At 73.5% G+C, this 15,405-nt stretch carries 16 protein-coding genes; 8 read left to right on the top strand and 8 right to left on the bottom strand.

Annotation, left to right across the window (positions count from 1 at the left end; genetic code table 11):
- Window positions 1-10: 10 nt before the first annotated feature.
- Together P5G59_RS00185 and P5G59_RS00180 are read right to left on the bottom strand one after the other, a co-directional pair.
- The gene (locus P5G59_RS00185) at window positions 11-3,016 is read right to left on the bottom strand and encodes a helix-turn-helix transcriptional regulator (protein WP_301214853.1); all 3,006 of its coding nucleotides are present in this window, start codon (window positions 3,014-3,016) and stop codon (window positions 11-13) included.
- An 86-nt stretch (window positions 3,017-3,102) separates the two neighbouring features.
- Window positions 3,103-3,402, bottom strand: coding sequence for a hypothetical protein (locus P5G59_RS00180; RefSeq protein ID WP_301214851.1), 300 nt, complete (start codon window positions 3,400-3,402; stop codon window positions 3,103-3,105).
- A gap of 112 nt (window positions 3,403-3,514) precedes the next feature.
- Here P5G59_RS00180 and P5G59_RS00175 point away from each other — a divergent pair, with 112 nt between their 5' ends.
- Both P5G59_RS00175 and P5G59_RS00170 read left to right on the top strand, forming a co-directional pair.
- Window positions 3,515-4,108: an NADPH-dependent FMN reductase gene (locus tag P5G59_RS00175; RefSeq protein WP_301214849.1), complete on the top strand. Its 594-nt coding sequence runs from the start codon at window positions 3,515-3,517 to the stop codon at window positions 4,106-4,108.
- Window positions 4,105-4,524: a WapI family immunity protein gene (locus P5G59_RS00170; RefSeq protein WP_301214847.1), complete on the top strand. Its 420-nt coding sequence runs from the start codon at window positions 4,105-4,107 to the stop codon at window positions 4,522-4,524. Before P5G59_RS00175 ends, P5G59_RS00170 begins: the two co-directional genes overlap by 4 nt.
- 71 nt (window positions 4,525-4,595) lie before the next feature.
- On the opposite strand, the gene P5G59_RS00165 is transcribed toward P5G59_RS00170, so the two are convergent.
- Window positions 4,596-5,627 carry an aldo/keto reductase gene (locus tag P5G59_RS00165; protein ID WP_301214844.1) on the bottom strand — a complete coding sequence of 344 codons (1,032 nt, stop codon included), beginning with the start codon at window positions 5,625-5,627 and terminating at the stop codon, window positions 4,596-4,598.
- Window positions 5,628-5,690: 63 nt separating this feature from the next.
- Here P5G59_RS00165 and P5G59_RS00160 point away from each other — a divergent pair, with 63 nt between their 5' ends.
- Both P5G59_RS00160 and P5G59_RS00155 read left to right on the top strand, forming a co-directional pair.
- Window positions 5,691-6,179 carry a metallophosphoesterase family protein gene (locus tag P5G59_RS00160; protein WP_435871239.1) on the top strand — a complete coding sequence of 163 codons (489 nt, stop codon included), beginning with the start codon at window positions 5,691-5,693 and terminating at the stop codon, window positions 6,177-6,179.
- Window positions 6,180-6,252: 73 nt separating this feature from the next.
- Entirely contained in the window at window positions 6,253-6,564 is a 312-nt protein-coding gene (locus P5G59_RS00155) for a hypothetical protein (protein WP_301214840.1), read from the top strand.
- Window positions 6,565-6,671: 107 nt separating this feature from the next.
- Here the strand turns inward: P5G59_RS00155 and P5G59_RS00150 are convergent, their stop codons facing one another.
- A complete protein-coding gene (locus P5G59_RS00150) occupies window positions 6,672-8,192 on the bottom strand; it encodes a DUF7059 domain-containing protein (protein ID WP_301214839.1) in 1,521 nt (506 codons plus the stop codon).
- Window positions 8,193-8,224: 32 nt separating this feature from the next.
- Between P5G59_RS00150 and P5G59_RS00145 the strand changes: the two genes are divergently transcribed.
- The 4 genes from P5G59_RS00145 to P5G59_RS00130 all read left to right on the top strand — a co-directional run bounded on the left by P5G59_RS00145 (window position 8,225) and on the right by P5G59_RS00130 (window position 10,543).
- The gene (locus P5G59_RS00145) at window positions 8,225-8,503 is read left to right on the top strand and encodes an acylphosphatase (protein WP_301214837.1); all 279 of its coding nucleotides are present in this window, start codon (window positions 8,225-8,227) and stop codon (window positions 8,501-8,503) included.
- A gap of 40 nt (window positions 8,504-8,543) precedes the next feature.
- Entirely contained in the window at window positions 8,544-9,437 is an 894-nt protein-coding gene (locus P5G59_RS00140) for an aminodeoxychorismate lyase (protein ID WP_301214835.1), read from the top strand.
- A 132-nt stretch (window positions 9,438-9,569) separates the two neighbouring features.
- Window positions 9,570-9,905 (top strand): hypothetical protein, encoded by a 336-nt coding sequence (locus tag P5G59_RS00135; RefSeq protein ID WP_301214833.1) that lies wholly within the window; start codon window positions 9,570-9,572, stop codon window positions 9,903-9,905.
- A gap of 26 nt (window positions 9,906-9,931) precedes the next feature.
- The gene (locus P5G59_RS00130; protein WP_301214831.1) at window positions 9,932-10,543 is read left to right on the top strand and encodes a dihydrofolate reductase family protein; all 612 of its coding nucleotides are present in this window, start codon (window positions 9,932-9,934) and stop codon (window positions 10,541-10,543) included.
- Here P5G59_RS00130 and P5G59_RS00125 read toward each other — a convergent pair.
- From P5G59_RS00125 to P5G59_RS00110, 4 genes are all read right to left on the bottom strand, one after another.
- Window positions 10,540-12,384 (bottom strand): thioredoxin domain-containing protein, encoded by a 1,845-nt coding sequence (locus P5G59_RS00125; protein WP_301214829.1) that lies wholly within the window; start codon window positions 12,382-12,384, stop codon window positions 10,540-10,542. The two genes, P5G59_RS00130 and P5G59_RS00125, sit on opposite strands and share 4 nt — an antisense overlap.
- 55 nt (window positions 12,385-12,439) lie before the next feature.
- The gene (locus P5G59_RS00120; protein ID WP_301214827.1) at window positions 12,440-12,850 is read right to left on the bottom strand and encodes a hypothetical protein; all 411 of its coding nucleotides are present in this window, start codon (window positions 12,848-12,850) and stop codon (window positions 12,440-12,442) included.
- A 70-nt stretch (window positions 12,851-12,920) separates the two neighbouring features.
- Window positions 12,921-13,754, bottom strand: coding sequence for an aldo/keto reductase (locus P5G59_RS00115; protein ID WP_301214825.1), 834 nt, complete (start codon window positions 13,752-13,754; stop codon window positions 12,921-12,923).
- A 19-nt stretch (window positions 13,755-13,773) separates the two neighbouring features.
- Window positions 13,774-15,345 carry a long-chain-fatty-acid--CoA ligase gene (locus tag P5G59_RS00110; RefSeq protein WP_301214823.1) on the bottom strand — a complete coding sequence of 524 codons (1,572 nt, stop codon included), beginning with the start codon at window positions 15,343-15,345 and terminating at the stop codon, window positions 13,774-13,776.
- Window positions 15,346-15,405 lie beyond the last annotated feature (60 nt).

The raw sequence follows: 15,405 nt of genomic DNA, 5'->3' as shown, positions 1-15,405 counted from the left end.
CGCCCGCCCGCTAGGTCACAGGGCGCGATGCCAGGTACACGGCCTCCGTGCGGCTCGACGCGCCGGTCTTCCGCAGGATGCTCGACACGTGGACGCTCGCCGTCTTGGCGCTGATGTAGAGCCGCTCGCCGATCTGCTTGTTGCTCAGGCCCTGCTCGATGAGGGCGAGCACCTGCTCCTCGCGCTCGGTCAGCGGCTGCCCCTGGGCGCTCGCGGCCGCGGCAGCGCGGGCCGGCGGCTGGGCGCCGATCGCGTCGGCCGCCCTGACGAGCATCGCCACGCCGCCGGCCTCCGCGAGCTCCCGGCCCTGCGTCACGAGCCGGTCGGCGCGGGAGCGGTCGCCCGACAGCTGGGCGACCCGCGCGGCGCGCAGCAGGGCGTACGGGAGCAGTTGTGCGGGGGCGAGCGGATGCTCGGCTGCGGAGGCCGCCTGCTCCCAGGCCGCCGCCGCGCCGGCGTACCGCTCGGTGCGGTCGGCGGTCGGTGAGACGGCCGCGCGTGACGTGGTGAGTTCGGCCTCGATCAGTGGTGCCCACGCGGCCGCGGTCGGCCATGTGCGTAGCGGCTCGAGCACGGACTCCAGCCGACGCGCCTCGGCCAGGACGGCCGCGGTGAGGGCGGCCTCGGCCGCGGCCGGCCTGCCGCTCTCCGGTCCGCTCTCCGGTCCGCTCCCGGCACCGCCGCCGGCCAGTACGCCGACCGAGCGGACCGGATCCGCCGCGCCGGCGAGTTCCGCCAGCGCACGCGAGGCGACCGCCAGCACCGGGAGGTCGTACCCGGGCAGCGAGCAGAAGGGCGGCGCGCCGATGCCGCGGGTCTCGAGCCACGCCCGGTCGTAGTCGCCGAGCGCGATCGCGACCTCTCCGGAGGCGCGTGCGAGGGCGAGCCGGGTCTGCTGCTCCAGCTCGGCGAGAGCACGGAGCGGGGACCGGAGGCGCCGCAGAAGGTCGTCGGCGCGTTTCGGCTCGCCGTGCCAGACCCACAGGCGCACGCGCTGCAGCTGCGCGGTCACGCCCGTGCGGTCGTCGAAGCCGAGGGCGACGCGGAGCATGGCCGCGGCCTGCTCGTACCGGCCGAGCGCGATGAGCGGCTCGGCGGTGTTGGCCGCGAGCCAGATGCCGGACGTGCGCTCCACGCCGCGCTCGCGTGCCCGCGCGACGCCCTCTTCGGCCATGCGGACGGCCTCGGCGTAGCGGCCCACCGAGTTCAGGGCGTCGGACGCGTTCACCAGGTAGCGGAGGGTCGCACCGGCGTCTCCGGCGGCGAGGGTGCCCGCGATCTCGAACTCGGCGAAGCCCTCGTCGATCCGGCCCGACTCGACGAGCGATGCGGCGAGGATGTTGTGCGCGATCGAGCGCATCCGGGCGGGCGACTCCTGCGCCTCGGCGATCGCGCCGCGTGCGGTCTCGATGGCGGCGTCGAAGTGACCGGCGAGCATCCGCTGGGCGGCGAGCTCGGTCATCAGGTGCGGACGCAGCGGGTCGCCGGACGGCAGTGCGCCGGGCGGGACGGTGGCGAGCGCCTGCTCCAGGAGCTGTGCGCTGCCCGGCCGGTTGAGGTTGCCGAGGTACTGGCCTTTGTCGCGCAGCAGCCGCGCCCGGCGCGACGGCGGCAGCTCGTCGGCCTCGGCGAGGGCGGCCTCGACCAGTGCGAGGGCGCGCTCGTTGTTGCCCGCGTTGCGCAGCGCGGACGCCGTCTGGGCGAGCACCGCCACGCGGTCGCTGCCGCTCAGCACCTCGGCGTCGGGCACGCCGTCCCACAGTTCGAGCACGCGGTCGCCCATGGCAGCGACCGTCGCATAGGCGTAGGAGCGCTTGGCCTCCTCCATCGCCTCCAGCGACGCCAGGAACGCGCGCCGCACGTCGTGCGCCGCCAGCCAGTGCGCCGACAGCTGCACGGCCGAGCGCTGCGGGCTGACCTCGAGTGCCTCGGCATAGCGCGCGTGGTAGCGGGTGCGCTCCCCCGGCAGCAGGTCGGCGTGGATGGCCTCGCGCACGAGCGCGTGCCGGAACAGATACTCCGTGGAGTCGGCCGCCAGCAGGTTGGCGGTCACGGCCTCGCGGGCGGCGGCGTCGAGCTCGTCCGGCGTCCCGTCGAACACCGCGGCGAGCAGCTCGTGGGTGACGCACACGCCCCCGGCCGCGAGCACCCGCAGCAGCCGCTGCGCCGGCTCGCTCAGCCGTTCGTATCGGGCGAGGACGAGCTCGCGCAGCGTCTCCGGCAGGTCGTCGCCCGACCGCAAGCCGTCGATGCCGACCAGCTCCTCCACGAAGAACGGGACGCCCTCGCTCAACTCGGTGACCCGCTCCAGCGAGCCGTCGTCGGGCACGCGGCCGAGCAGCTCCTCGACCAGCTCGGCGACCTGCTCGTCGCCGAGCCTCGCCAGCTCCCAGCGGGTCACGCGCCGTGTGCGCTCCAACTCCGGCAGCCACGAGCGCAGCACGTGACCGCGCGGCACCTCGTCGCTGCGGTACGTGAGCAGCACGAGCAGCCGGCCGCTCTCGGCCATGCGCACGATGAAGCGCAGCAACTCTAGCGTGGAGCGGTCGGCCCAGTGCAGGTCTTCGATCGCCAGTATGACGGGACGCTCCGCCGAGACGCGCTCCAGCAGCACCGTGACCAGCTCGTAGAGCCGCTCGGCGCCCGTGCGCGGCGGCACGGCGGAATCGTCCGCCAGCTCGGGCAGGAGGGCCGACAGCACGCCCGCACCCGGGCCCGCGGCCTCCAGCACCCGCTCCAGACCGACGGTCTGGATGAGCCGGCGTAGCACCGCCGCGAACGGCGCGTACGGCGCCCCGTCGTCGCCGAGATCGACGCAGCGGCCGAGCAGAACGGTCGCCGACTGCTCCTGCTCGCCCAGGAACTCGTCGAGCAGGCGGGACTTGCCGATGCCCGCCTCGCCGCCGATCACGACGGCCCGCAGCTCGCCCCGCGACGCCGTCGCGAACTCGTCGCGCAGCGCCGCCAGGTCGGACTCCCGCCCGACCAGCGTTGTGCTCGACGCCGGTGCTCGCATGGCTTCATCGTGCCACCGACCACCGACATCCGGGGCCTCGTCCGTGGCGGCTTCGCGGAGAGCAGACAGCGCCGGCCGGGCGCCGCTCACCGAGCGGCGTGCGCGAGCTCGCGCTCCGGCCGAGCGGCGGCGATCGCGTCGCCCTCCGCCGTCTCGGCGAGACTCGCCGCCGGAGCGACCGAGACATGCGTCGCACCCGCCGCTCCGCGACGCTCGTGCGCCCGGCTGCGCCCGGTCAGCGACCGCAGCCAGTTCTCCCGCTCCCCGGCCCGGCGCGCGTGCTCCCGCTCGCGCTCCAGCCGATCCGTCTCCCCCGCCCGCACCCGCAGGTCCACGAACTCGTCGATCAGCATCTTCTCGTTCCCCTCGTCCGTTTCTTCCTGCACTCCACCCTTCTCGCTAAGGCACCCCGGCAGCATCGGGCGAATGCCCTATTCCTGCGCCGCGTCCGTCCGGTAAGGGGTTCACTCGGCCGCGCGCCGGGGGCAGCATGGCCTCATGGCGACGATCAACGAGCTCCAGCCCCCGTACAAAGTCGGCTACTTCGTGGGGAGCCTCTCCACCCAGTCCGTCAACCGCACCCTCTCGAAGGCGCTGCTCCGGCTCGCGCCCTCCGACCTGGTGTTCACCGAGATCCGCATCGGCGACCTCCCCCTCTACAACCGCGACCTCGACGGCGACTACCCGGCATCCGCGCGCGAGTTCAAGGCGACGATCGCGGCCCAGGACGCCCTGCTGTTCATCACGCCCGAGTACAACCGGTCGATTCCCGGCGCGCTCAAGAACGCGATCGACTGGGCGAGTCGGCCGTACGGCGAGAACGTGATCGCGCGCAAGGCCACGGCGGTCATCGGAGGCTCCCCCGGCCAGATCGGCACGGCCGTCGGGCAGCAGCACCTGCGCAGCATCCTGAGCTTCCTGCAGGCGCCGCAGATGAACGCGCCGGAGGCCTACATCTGGATGCGGCCGGGCCTGATCGAGGAGGACGGCACGGTCACCGACCCCGGCACCGAGGAGTTCCTCCGCGGCTACATGAACTCCTTCTTCGAGTACATCGAGCGCGTCCTCACGGTGGTTCCGAGCGCGCCGTGAGACTGCAGGACGAGGGCGGCGACCGCAGCGTCGAGCTGCGGCCGGCCGCGGACGAGGACGACGGCGAGCGGGTCGTCGTCGAGGCGCTCGTGGACGACGGCGAACGGCACTGGTCGCTGACCGAGGCGTGCCTCACCCATGCGGAGGCGCGCGATCTGGCGGCGTGGCTGGCCGGGATCGCGGAGGACACGACCGCCGCGGCCGACGAGTGGACGTCGCTCACCTTCGAGGCGAACGCCCTCTCGTTGAGCGGTCACCGCATCCCGGGCGGGACGGTCGAGCTGCGCATCGCCCTGCTGCGCATGCACGCGGACGGTCCGGGCACGACCGACGTCGTGGTCGGCCTCCGTGCCCCGCAGGATCACCTCGTCGCCGCCGCGCGCGACCTCCTCGCCGAGCTCGACGCCCTCCCCTGACCCCGCCGTTCGTCACGAATGCGCGCGATTCGTGAAGAATCGCGCGCATTCGTGACGAATCGCGGGCCCGGTCAGCGACCGCCCTCGCGCTTGCGGTGCCGCTGCTGGATGGCCTGCTCGCCGTACGGGTAGATGTCGGCGCGGGGCGTGCTCGCCCGATCGAGGCGGGAGCGCTGGTCGTCGGAGAGGGACAGGTCCGCGGCGCCGAGGTTGTCCCCCAGCTGCTCGACCGTCCGCGCGCCCAGGATGACGGAGGTGACCGCCGGCCGGCCCGACAGCCACGCGAGCGAGACCTGCGAGGGCGACGCTCCGGACTCGCGCGCCACCGCATCCACCGCGTCGATGATCTCCCACGTGCGCGGGTCGGCGTTGCGCGCCTCCCACGCCTCCATGCCGCGGGTCGGGTTCTCGCCGAGGCGCGTCGCGCCGGTCGGCGGCTCGTCGCGATGGTACTTGCCGCTCAGCCAGCCGCCCGCGAGCGGCGACCAGGGCAGCAGGCCGACACCGGCGTCCAGCGCCGCCGGCACGATCTCGTGCTCGATGCCGCGCACGATGAGGCTGTACTGCGGCTGCAGCGTCACCGGCGCCGCCCAGCCGTTCGCGCGCGCCAGCTGCACGGCCTTCGTCAGCTGCCAGCCGAGGTAGTTGGAGAAGCCGTAGTACGAGATCTTGCCCGCCCGGACCGCGTCGTCGAGGAACCGCAGGGTCTCCTCGAGCGGCGTCAGCGCATCCCACGCGTGGAGCTGGTACAGGTCGATGTGGTCCACTCCGAGCCGGCGGAGGGACGCGTCGAGAGCCGTCCGCAGATGGGTGCGGGACAGGCCCAGGTCGTTCGGGCCCGCGCCCATCGGGAAGCGGCCCTTCGTGGCGACGACGATGCCGTCGCGGCGGCCGGGGTGGCGCGAGAGCCAGCGCCCGATGATCGACTCCGACGCTCCGGACGAGTACACGTCGGCGGTGTCGACGAGGTTGCCGCCCGCGTCGAGGTAGCGCTCCAGGATGGCGTGCGAGGTCGCCTCGTCCGCCTCCGCGCCGAAGGTCATGGTGCCGAGGGCGAACTCCGACACGATCGTCCCGCTGTTTCCGAGGTTCCGTAGCTGCATGAGTGCGACCGTAGCCCCCTCCCGGCCCTTTGCGTACTGTGGTGGCTCGTGAAGCTGCTGCTGATGTCCGACACGCACGTCCCGAAGCGGGCACGCGCCCTGCCCGCGCAGCTGCTCGCGGCGGTGGAGGCGGCGGATGTCGTCATCCACGCGGGCGACTGGGTGGACGCCGCGACGCTCGACCTGCTGGAGTCCCGCTCGCGCCGCCTGGTCGGCGTGTGGGGCAACAACGACGGGACCGAGCTGCGTCGCCGCCTGCCGGAGGTCGCCCGGGTGGAGCTCGACGGGGTGCGCGTCGCCGTGGTCCACGAGACGGGTCCGGCGGCGGGGCGGGAGGCGCGCTGCGAGCAGGCCTTCCCGGAGACGGACGTGCTCGTCTTCGGCCACTCGCACATCCCGTGGGACACCGTCGCGCCCGGCGGGCTGCGCCTGCTGAACCCGGGGTCGCCGACCGACCGCCGCCGCCAGCCCGTGTGCACCTACCTGACCGCCGAGATCGTGGACGGCCGGCTCGGCGCGGTCGCGCTGGTCCCGGTGGATAGGTCCACCTGAACTGTCTTTCGCCTCCGGCGCCGCCGGGAGCACCCTTGCCCTGCGACGACACGGGCGGGGTGGCGACATGGGGATGCGGCGCAGGCGGATCGGCGGCGGCGGGACGGCGTCCGCGTGGGCGGGGACGGTCACCCTCCTCGCGCTCGGGATCGGCCTGACCGGGATCTGGCTGGCGCTGCGGGTCACGCGTCTCGCGGCGACCCCGGCCGGCGCCGACCCGGTGCTGGGCGGCGCGCTGGCGCTCGCCGGACTCTGCTGCGTGATCGGTGCCGCCGCCGGCGCCGTCACCCTGCGCCGCGAGGCCGCAGCGCGGCACCAGCACTACACCCGCCGCGCACCCGCGCTCCTCCGTCGCCCCGCCCGCCACGTCTCCCCCACCCGCTGACCCCCACCCGCTGACCCCCACCGTCGAGTCCACGAATACTGCACGCGACACGCCGTGGGAGCGTGCAGTCTTCGTGTACTCGACGGTGGGGGGATCCGGGCGGGGGGTCAGGCGCGCAGGAAGCCGTCGGTGAGGAGGGTGCGGGTGGCGGGGAGGAGGTCCGCGCGGAGGGCGGGCTCGTCGACCTCGAGCAGCTGCGCGAGCGCGGCGACGATCGCGCCCACCGCCAGCTCGCCGTCGCACGCTCCGACGAGGGCCGCGAGCCCGGTGTCGGCGGAGACGACCCGGCCGAAGCCGCCGCCCTGCCGCAGCAGGATCGCGGTCGGCGCGTCCGCCCCCGGCCACAGGTGCCGCTCCTCGGTCACGTCGCCTGCCACCACGGGCCGCAGCCGCGCCAGCTCGTCGTCGTCGAGGGCGGCCTGCAGGTCGTGGGCGGCGAGCGCCTCCCCGAGGTGCACGCCGAGGCCCGCCTCGTTGGCGCCGAGCGAGCCGTGCAGCCGCTCGAACCGCCGCAGGGTCGGCACGCCGGCCGTGCGGCGCAGCAGCAGGTAGCCGAAGCCGACGGCGCGCACGTCCCGCTCGGCGAAGTCGTCGAGCCACGCACCGAGCAGCCGCTCGAAGTCGGCCGTGCCGGGCCCCGTGCCGCCGTCCCGGATCCACGTCTCGGCGTAGCGGATGTCGTCCTCGACGTCGCGCTCGATCACCCACGCGTCCAGCGGCTCGGGGGACGCGTCCACCCACTCCCGCACGCGCTCCAGGCCGTCGCCGGCACCGCGGTACTCCCAGTTGCCGAGCAGCTGCGCGACCCCGCCCTCGGTGAGGTGCTCCGCGCAGCCGCGGACGAACGACGCGACCAGCCCGTCGCCGACCATCCCGCCGTCCCGGTACTCGTACGCCGGCACGCCCTCGGCACGCGGGGTGATCACGAACGGCGGGTTGGAGACGATGTGGTCGAACCTCTCCCCCGCGACCGGCTCGAACATGCTCCCGAGGCGCAGCTCGACCCCGTCGATCTCGTTGAGCGCCAGGTTGAGGGCGGCGAGCCGCAGGGCGCGCTCGGAGATGTCGGTCGCCACCACGCGCCGGGCGTGGCGCGCCGCGTGCATGGCCTGGATGCCGCATCCCGTGCCGAGGTCGAGCGCACTGTCGACCGTGCGCTGCAGCATCAGTCCGCTCAGGGTCAGGGAGGCGCCGCCGACGCCGAGCACGTGGTCCTCCGGCAGCGCGTGGCCGAGGGCGAGCTCGCCCAGGTCGGAGACGATCCACCAGTCGGCCGGGCCCGCCGCGTCCACGAAGCTGTACGGGCGGAGGTCGACCGCGGCGGTGACGGTGTCCCCGTCGCCGGCCGCGACCAGGCCGAGCGTCTGCGCCCCGGCGACCCCGAGCCGCGGGAGCGCCGACTCGGCCTCGGCGCGTGCGACCGGGCGCCCGAGCACGAACAGCCGGGCCAGCGTCGCGAGCGCCGACGGCTCCCGCCGCGCGAGCGCCCGCTCGGCCGGGACCCGCTGCCCGCGGTGCAGCGCCTCCGCCGCCTCCTGCCCCCACAGCCCGGTCAGGCGGTCGACGGCTAGGCCCGCGGCGATCAGGTCGGCGCGGAGGTCGGGGATGCGGTCGGCGGGTTCGCTCATGCCTTTCATTGAAGCAGGAGCAGAATGGGACCGTGATCCGCAGGAGAGCGATCGTCGCCGGCGACGTGCAGGGTGTCGGGTTCCGCTGGGGTGCGCGGGAGGCCGCGCAGCGCCTCGGCGTGACCGGCTGGGCGCGCAACCGCAGGGACGGCACCGTGGAGGCCGAGGTCGAGGGCGAGCCGGAGCAGGTTGAGCGCATGCTCGACTGGCTGCGGGCGGGTCCCCCGGGTGCGAGCGTCGAGAGCGTGACCATCTCGGAGGAGGAGACGCGCGGCGACGACGACGCGTTCCGCATCCACGAGACGGCCTGACCCGGCGGCTGGATAACCCGGCGGCGTGGAGAATGGTCGCATGACGCGTGCGACCCTGCTGACCATCACCTCGCCCACCGGAACCCCCGAGCCGGGCGACCCCGGCTACGTCGTCGCCGACTTCGCCGCGCCGCAGGTGCGCATCACCGACCTGTCGGTCACCCGCGGCGACGGCGTGTTCGAGACGATCGCCGTGATCGCCGGGCACCCGCAGGCGCTGGAGCCGCACCTCGCCCGGCTGGCGCACTCCGCCGCTCTGCTCGACCTGCCCGCCCCGGCCGTCGACGTGTGGCGGGAGGCGGTGCGCGCGGGCGTCGCCGACTACCTGACCCGCAACGGCGGCGCCGACGCCGAGCTGTTCGCGAAGCTGATCTACACCCGCGGAGTGGAGGGTGAGGGGCGCCCGAGCGGCTGGCTGTTCGTGGACGCGGGCGAGGACTTCTCGCAGGCACGGCTCGGCATCCGCGTGGTCACGCTCGACCGCGGCCTGCGCCACGACGTCGCCGAGACCTCCCCGTGGCTGCTCGCCGGCGCGAAGACGCTGTCGTACGCGGTCAACCGGGCGGCGCAGCGCGAGGCGGTGCGTCGCGGCGCCGACGACGTGCTGTTCGTCAGCAGCGACGGCTACGCGCTGGAGGGGCCGACCTCCAACGTCGTCACCCTCACCGACGGCGTGGTCCGCACCCCGAACACCGACCAGGGCATCCTCGCCGGCACGACCCAGGCGGCCGTGTTCGACTTCTTCACCGCCCGCGGCCTGCGCACCGAGTTCGCGCCGCTCACCCTCGACGAGGTGGTCGCCTCCGACGCGCTCTGGCTGGTCTCCAGCGTCCGGCAGGCCGCGCCCGTCACGCACCTCGACGGCCGCGAGTACCCGGTGGATGCGGCCCTCACCGCGGACCTCAACGCGTACCTGCTCGCGCGCACCGAGTGAGCCGCAGACCGACCGTTACACCCGGATTCGCGGCTGTCGGCCCCAGCGCCTAGGCTGAACCCACCGCGCGGGCGAGGGAGCCCGGAGCACGGTGCGAAGCGTGTCCACGACCCCGGGGAAGGAGGGTGCGAGATGACCGAACCAGTGCCCCGCAGCATCGAGCTGCTGCGCCAGCAGGCACGCGACGAGCTCTCCGCGATCATCGAGCACCGCTGCCGCGCGGGCGAGGATCCGTGGCAGTTCATCCCCGACCTCCCGAGCGTCGACGAGCAGGTCGTCATCTCACTGCGTGCGGGCGCGATCGAGGCGTTCGACCTCGCCGAGGAGCAGTCCAGGGCGCACCACCCCGCGGCAGGCCGCGACGTCTTCGCGCGCTTCGAGTACGGCGTGCTGCGGCGGATCGCGCTCGAGCATCCGGAGCTCAGCGAGGCGGTCTGGGGGATGCTCGACAAGGTCGAGCGCGCCTGACCGGCCCGCGGGACTACCCTGCGGGCATGGGAATCGTCACCGCCGACATCGGGATCTCGCTCGACGGCTTCGCCGCCGGGCCTAACCAGTCGCTGGAGCATCCGCTCGGCGAGGGCGACACCGAGCGCCTGCACACGTGGATGTTCGCCTTCGCGGACGAGCACACCGACGAGATCGCGGCGATCACCTCCGCCGGTGCCTACGTCATGGGCCGGAACATGTTCGGCCCGGTGCGCGACGAGTGGCCCGCGCCGGGCGAGCCGTTCGATGACTGGCACGGCTGGTGGGGCGACGAGCCGCCGTACCACGCGCCGGTGTTCGTGCTGACGCACTACGCCCGGGAGCCGCTGGAGACCGTCGGGACGACGTTCCACTTCGTGACCGACGGCATCCACTCGGCGGTGGATCAGGCGCGCGAGCACGCGGGCGACGCCGACGTGGCGATCGCGGGCGGCGCGGAGACGCTCAATCAGGCGCTGTGGGCCGGCATCGTGGACGAGCTGCGCCTGCACATCGTGCCGCTCACCCTCGGCGGGGGCGAGCGCGTCTTCGACCGCGTGCCGCCGCTCGACCTGGAGCTGATCCGCCAGCGCGTCACCCCCGAGGTCGCCCACCTCAGCTATCGCGTGCTGCGTTAGAGCGCGGCGGCCTCCGTGACGGGCAGCCGGCAGACGAAGTCGCGGCAGAGGTAAGCGGTCGCACGGCCGTCTCGCGTGGTGCGGCCCTCGAACAGCTCGAACCCGTCGCTCGCGAACCCGGCCGCCTGCGTCTCGGTCGCGAACGCGACCAGCGGCGCCGGATGCCGCCGCGCGGCCGCCGTCAACTCGCCCGTCGCCCCGGCCGCCGGCAGCACGACCACCAGCTGCTCCACCTCGCCCGCGAGCTCCGACATGAGCGCCAGCGCCGTCCCGAATGCGCTCGGCACCTGCAGCGCCTGGGCCGCGACCAGCCGCATCCCCTCCCGGGCCGCCCGCTCGTAGCGGCGCTCGCCCGTCATCAGGTAGAGGGTGTGCGCCGCGCGGCTCATCGACGACAGGCCCGACGGGTAGGCACCCTCCGACGGGTTCACCCGCACCGCCAGTCCCGTCGACTGCAGCACCGGGTCGCCGCCGCCGGGCGTCTCGAACGGGCAGGTCCCCTCGCCCGCTGCATCCAGGCACAGGTCGACCAGGTCGCGGGCCGCGGCCGCGGTGCGCGGGTCGCCGTCGGCCAGGGCCAGCTCCAGCAGCCCGGCCGCGAGCCCGCCGTAGTCCTCCAGCGTCGCGCCTGCCTCCGAGCGCCGGTCGCCGAGGGAGGCGCGCAGCAGCGTCCCGTCGTCGCGCCGGTGGCGCGTCAGCACCGCGTCGGCCGCCTCTCCCGCCGCGGCGATCCAGGCCGGACGGTCGAGGATGCGGCCCGCCCGCGCGAGCGCACCGATCGCGAACCCGTTCCACCCGGTCAGCACCTTCGCGTCGAGCGGCGGCGGCTCCAGCCGGGCCCGCTCCGCCGGCGGGAGCGTGTAGTACGTCCCCTCCACCCGGGCGCCGTCGATCGTGCTCTCCGAGTCCTGCGCCGACGCGAACCCGCCGGAGGGCTGCCGCAGCACCCCGAGCAGGAACGACGCGACGCCGTCGGCGGTGCGCTCGGCCCACTCCTCGCCCGTCAGCCGCCACGCCCGGGCGTACGTGTCGAGCAGCAGCGCGTTGTCGTACAGCATCCGCTCGTAGTGCGGCTCGCTCCAGTCGCGCCGGGTCGCGTAGCGGAAGAAGCCGCCGTCGACCGCGTCGCGCAACGGGGAGGCCGCCATGCGCTCCAGCGTCCGGACGGCGAGTTCCTGACCGGCCGGCCGGGTGAGCAGGAAGTCGAGGGTCGGTGCGACCGGGAACTTGGGCGCGCCGCCGAACCCGCCGAACTCCGCGTCCTCCGCCTGCGCCAGCAGCGCGACCGCGCCGTCCAGTTGCGGCCCGGTCGGCAGCTCGGAGACGGCCGTCGCCGCCTCGGCCGCTGCGGCGAGCGCCTCGCGCACCTTGCCCGCATCCGACTCGACCTGGTCGCGGCGGGAGGTCCAGGCGTCCCACACCGCGTCGAGCACCTGCCGGAACGACGCGCGGCCGGCGACGGGCTGCGGCGGGAAGTAGGTACCGGCGAAGAACGCGCGGCCCTCCGGGGTCGCGAAGACGGTCAGCGGCCAGCCCAGGTTGCCGGTGAAAGCGCTCGCCGCCGAGAGGTAGGCGGCATCCACGTCGGGATGCTCCTCCCGGTCGACCTTGACGGCCACGAACCGCCGGTTCAGCTCCTCGGCGGTGACCGGGTCGCTGAAGCTCTCCCGCGCCATGACGTGGCACCAGTGGCAGGTGGCGTAGCCGATCGAGACCAGGATCGGGACGTCGCGCCGCCGGGCCTCGGCGAACGCCGCGGGCCCCCAGGGGAACCAGTCGACCGGGTTGTCCGCGTGCGCGCGCAGGTAGGGGCTGATCGCGTCGCCCAGCCGATTCGCCATGCGCTCACCCTACGACCCCGGTGCGCGAGGGGAACCCCCGCACGGCCGGCCGGTGTCAGCCCGCCGTGTCCATCCCCTGTAGCCGCACGGACGAGTGCAGGTAGAACACCGCGAGCGTCGCGTAGATGAGGCAGGCGACCGCGGGCACGAACGCGTTCTCGGGGTCGCTGCCGAACGCGCCCACCCCGGAGACGAAGGCGAGTGCGGCGAGCAGTCCGCCGATCCAGAACCCCGCAGCGGGCCGGGCCGTCGCCCGCCACCAGGGTCGCGGGTCGGCGCGGTTCTCGCCCGCCCCACGGAAGATGCGCACGCCGACGATGACGTACGCCACGTTGAGGACGGCGACCACGAGCACGTCGAACGTCGGGTTCAGGAAGCGGGCGAACAGGAAGACGTTGAGCACCAGGATGAGCGCGAAGACACCCACGATGTAGCTGATCTTGCCGGTGATCGTCGTGATGCGCACGCGACGAGCCTAGCCGGGAGGTGCGGCAGCGCGCGCCGCACCTCCCGGCCCGATCAGTCGGCGCCGGGGATCAGTTGACCTCGTCCGGGTGCGCGCTGACGCGGCCCTCGCGCTCCAGCGAGCTGATGGCGGCGACCTCGTCGGCGGTCAGCTCGAAGTCGAACACGTCGAAGTTCTCGGCCATGCGCTCGCGGCGGTTCGACTTCGGGAAGACGATGTTCCCGGTCTGCAGGTGCCAGCGGATGACGACCTGCGCCGGCGTCTTGCCGTGCGCCTCGGCGGCGCCGGCGACCTCCGGCAGCTCGAACAGCGGGTACTTGCCCTGGCCGAGCGGGCCCCACGCCTCGATCTGGATGCCGTGCTCGCGCGAGAACGCGGTCACCTCCGGCTGCTGGTGCGCCGGGTGCAGCTCGATCTGGTTGACCGCGGGCACCACGTCGGTGTTCGCGAGCAGCTTCTCGAGGTGCGGCACGAGGAAGTTGGAGACGCCGATCGCCTTGGCGCGGCCGGACGCGTAGATCTTCTCCAGCGACTTCCAGGCCTGCACGAAGGTGTCCTTCTGCGGGGTCGGCCAGTGGATCAGGTACAGGTCGACGTAATCGAGGCCGAGCTTGCCGAGGGACTCCTCGAACGCGGCCTCCGCGTCGGTCTGGCGGTCGTTCCACAGCTTGGTGGTGACGAACAGCTCCTCGCGCGGGATGCCCGCATCCGCGATCGCGCGGCCCACGCCCTCCTCGTTGCCGTAGATGGCGGCCGTGTCGATGTGGCGGTAGCCGACCTCCAGGGCGTCAGTGACGATGCGGGTCGTCTCGGCCGGGTCGACCTTGAAGACGCCGAAGCCGAGCTGGGGGATGGTGGTCCCGTTGTTCAGGGTCAGAAGCGGAGTATTTGCGTTTGCAACCATATCCTTCACGGTACCAGCGTCAGGATGCGGTCGTCGCCTCCGCCTCGAACACGGCCACCAGCTCCCGCTTCAGCACCTTGCCGCTCGGCCCGAGCGGCAGCGCCTCCACGATCACCACCCGGCGAGGGAACTTGTAGGCCGCCACGCGCTCGCGTGCGTAGCCGACCAGCTCCTCCCCCTCGGCCTCCGCCCCCGGCATGAGCGTGACCGCGGCCATGACCTCCTGGCCGTGGGTCTCGTGCGCGACGCCGAAGACCGCGACCATCGCGACCGCGGGATGCGCCGACAGCACCTCCTCGACCTCGCGCGGGTACACGTTGTAGCCGTTGCGGACGATCATGTCCTTCTTGCGGTCCACGATCGTGATGTAGTCGTCGTCGCTCTTCGTGCCCAGGTCGCCGGTGCGGAACCAGCCGTCGACCACCGCCTCCGCGTTCGCCTCCGGCAGGTTGAGGTAGCCCTTCATCAGGTTGTGACCGCGCACCACGATCTCGCCGAGCTCGCCGCGCGGCAGCAGCACGATGCGGTCGTCGACCTCGGCGTCGGCGATCTCCACGTCCACGCCCCAGATCGGCTGGCCGACCGTGCCGACCCGCGTGGGCCGGCCGCGGTGATTGAACGAGGCGACGGGCGAGGTCTCGGTCAGCCCGTAGCCCTCGTGCACGTCGATGCCGTACACCTCCTTCATCCGCTCGATGACCGCGACGGGGATGGCCGCGCCGCCGCTCATCCCGTAGCGCAGAGGCGGCCGCTCCGGGTTGCTCTTCGCGGCCTCCAGCAGCGCGACGTACATGGTCGGCACGCCGGTCATGATCGTGCAGGCGTGCTCGTTGAGCAGCTGCAGCGCGGTCGCGCCGTCGAACTTCGGCACCAGCACCACGGCGGCGCCCGCGCGGAAGCCCATGTTCATCACGCAGGTCTGCCCGAAGGTGTGGAACAGCGGGAGGCAGCCGAGGATCCGGTCGGTCGGCTCGATGTCGAGGGTGCCGGCGAGCAGCACGTTCACCTGCTCGACCAGCGAGAAGTGACAGCCCTCGGCGCCCTTCGGCTTTCCGGTGGTGCCGCTGGTGTACAGGATGGTCGCCGTGTCGAGCGGCTCGCGCGGCTCGTAGGTGGTGATCGGCTCCGCGGCGGCGGAGAGCTCCTCCAGCCGCGGGAACGGCAGCTGCTCGACCAGCTCGTCCGGCACCAGCACCGACACGGTCGGGACGCCCGCGAGCCCCGCACCGCGCGCCCCCTCGGCGAGCAGCGGCGCCGCGCAGATCAGCAGCTCGGAGCCCGAGTCGCGCAGCACGTACGCGATCTCCTCGGCCTTCAGCAGCGCGTGGATGGGCACGACGATGGCGCCGAGGGCGAGCACCGCGTAGTAGGCGCGCGGGAAGTCGGGGACGTTCGGGAGCATCAGCGCCACCCGGTCCCCCGGGCCCACGCCGAGGTCGCGCAGGGCGCCGGCATACGAACGGGTCTGGTCCCACAGCTCGCCGTACCGGATCTCGCGGCCGGCGAAGATCAGTGCGACGTTGTCGGGCATCCTGTGCGCCGTCTCCGCCAGGATGCTCGCGACCGACATGGTGGCATAGCCGTGACTCATGGGTTCTCCTCGTCCTCGTCGACGCCGGAACCGATCCGGGTTGAGGCGAACCTACGTCCT

This window comes from Leifsonia virtsii (assembly GCF_030433675.1).
In the GTDB taxonomy this organism is placed as follows: domain Bacteria; phylum Actinomycetota; class Actinomycetes; order Actinomycetales; family Microbacteriaceae; genus Leifsonia; species Leifsonia virtsii.
The sequence above is the reverse complement of the archived record's forward strand: the minus strand, read 5'-3'. Positions and strand labels throughout refer to the sequence as shown.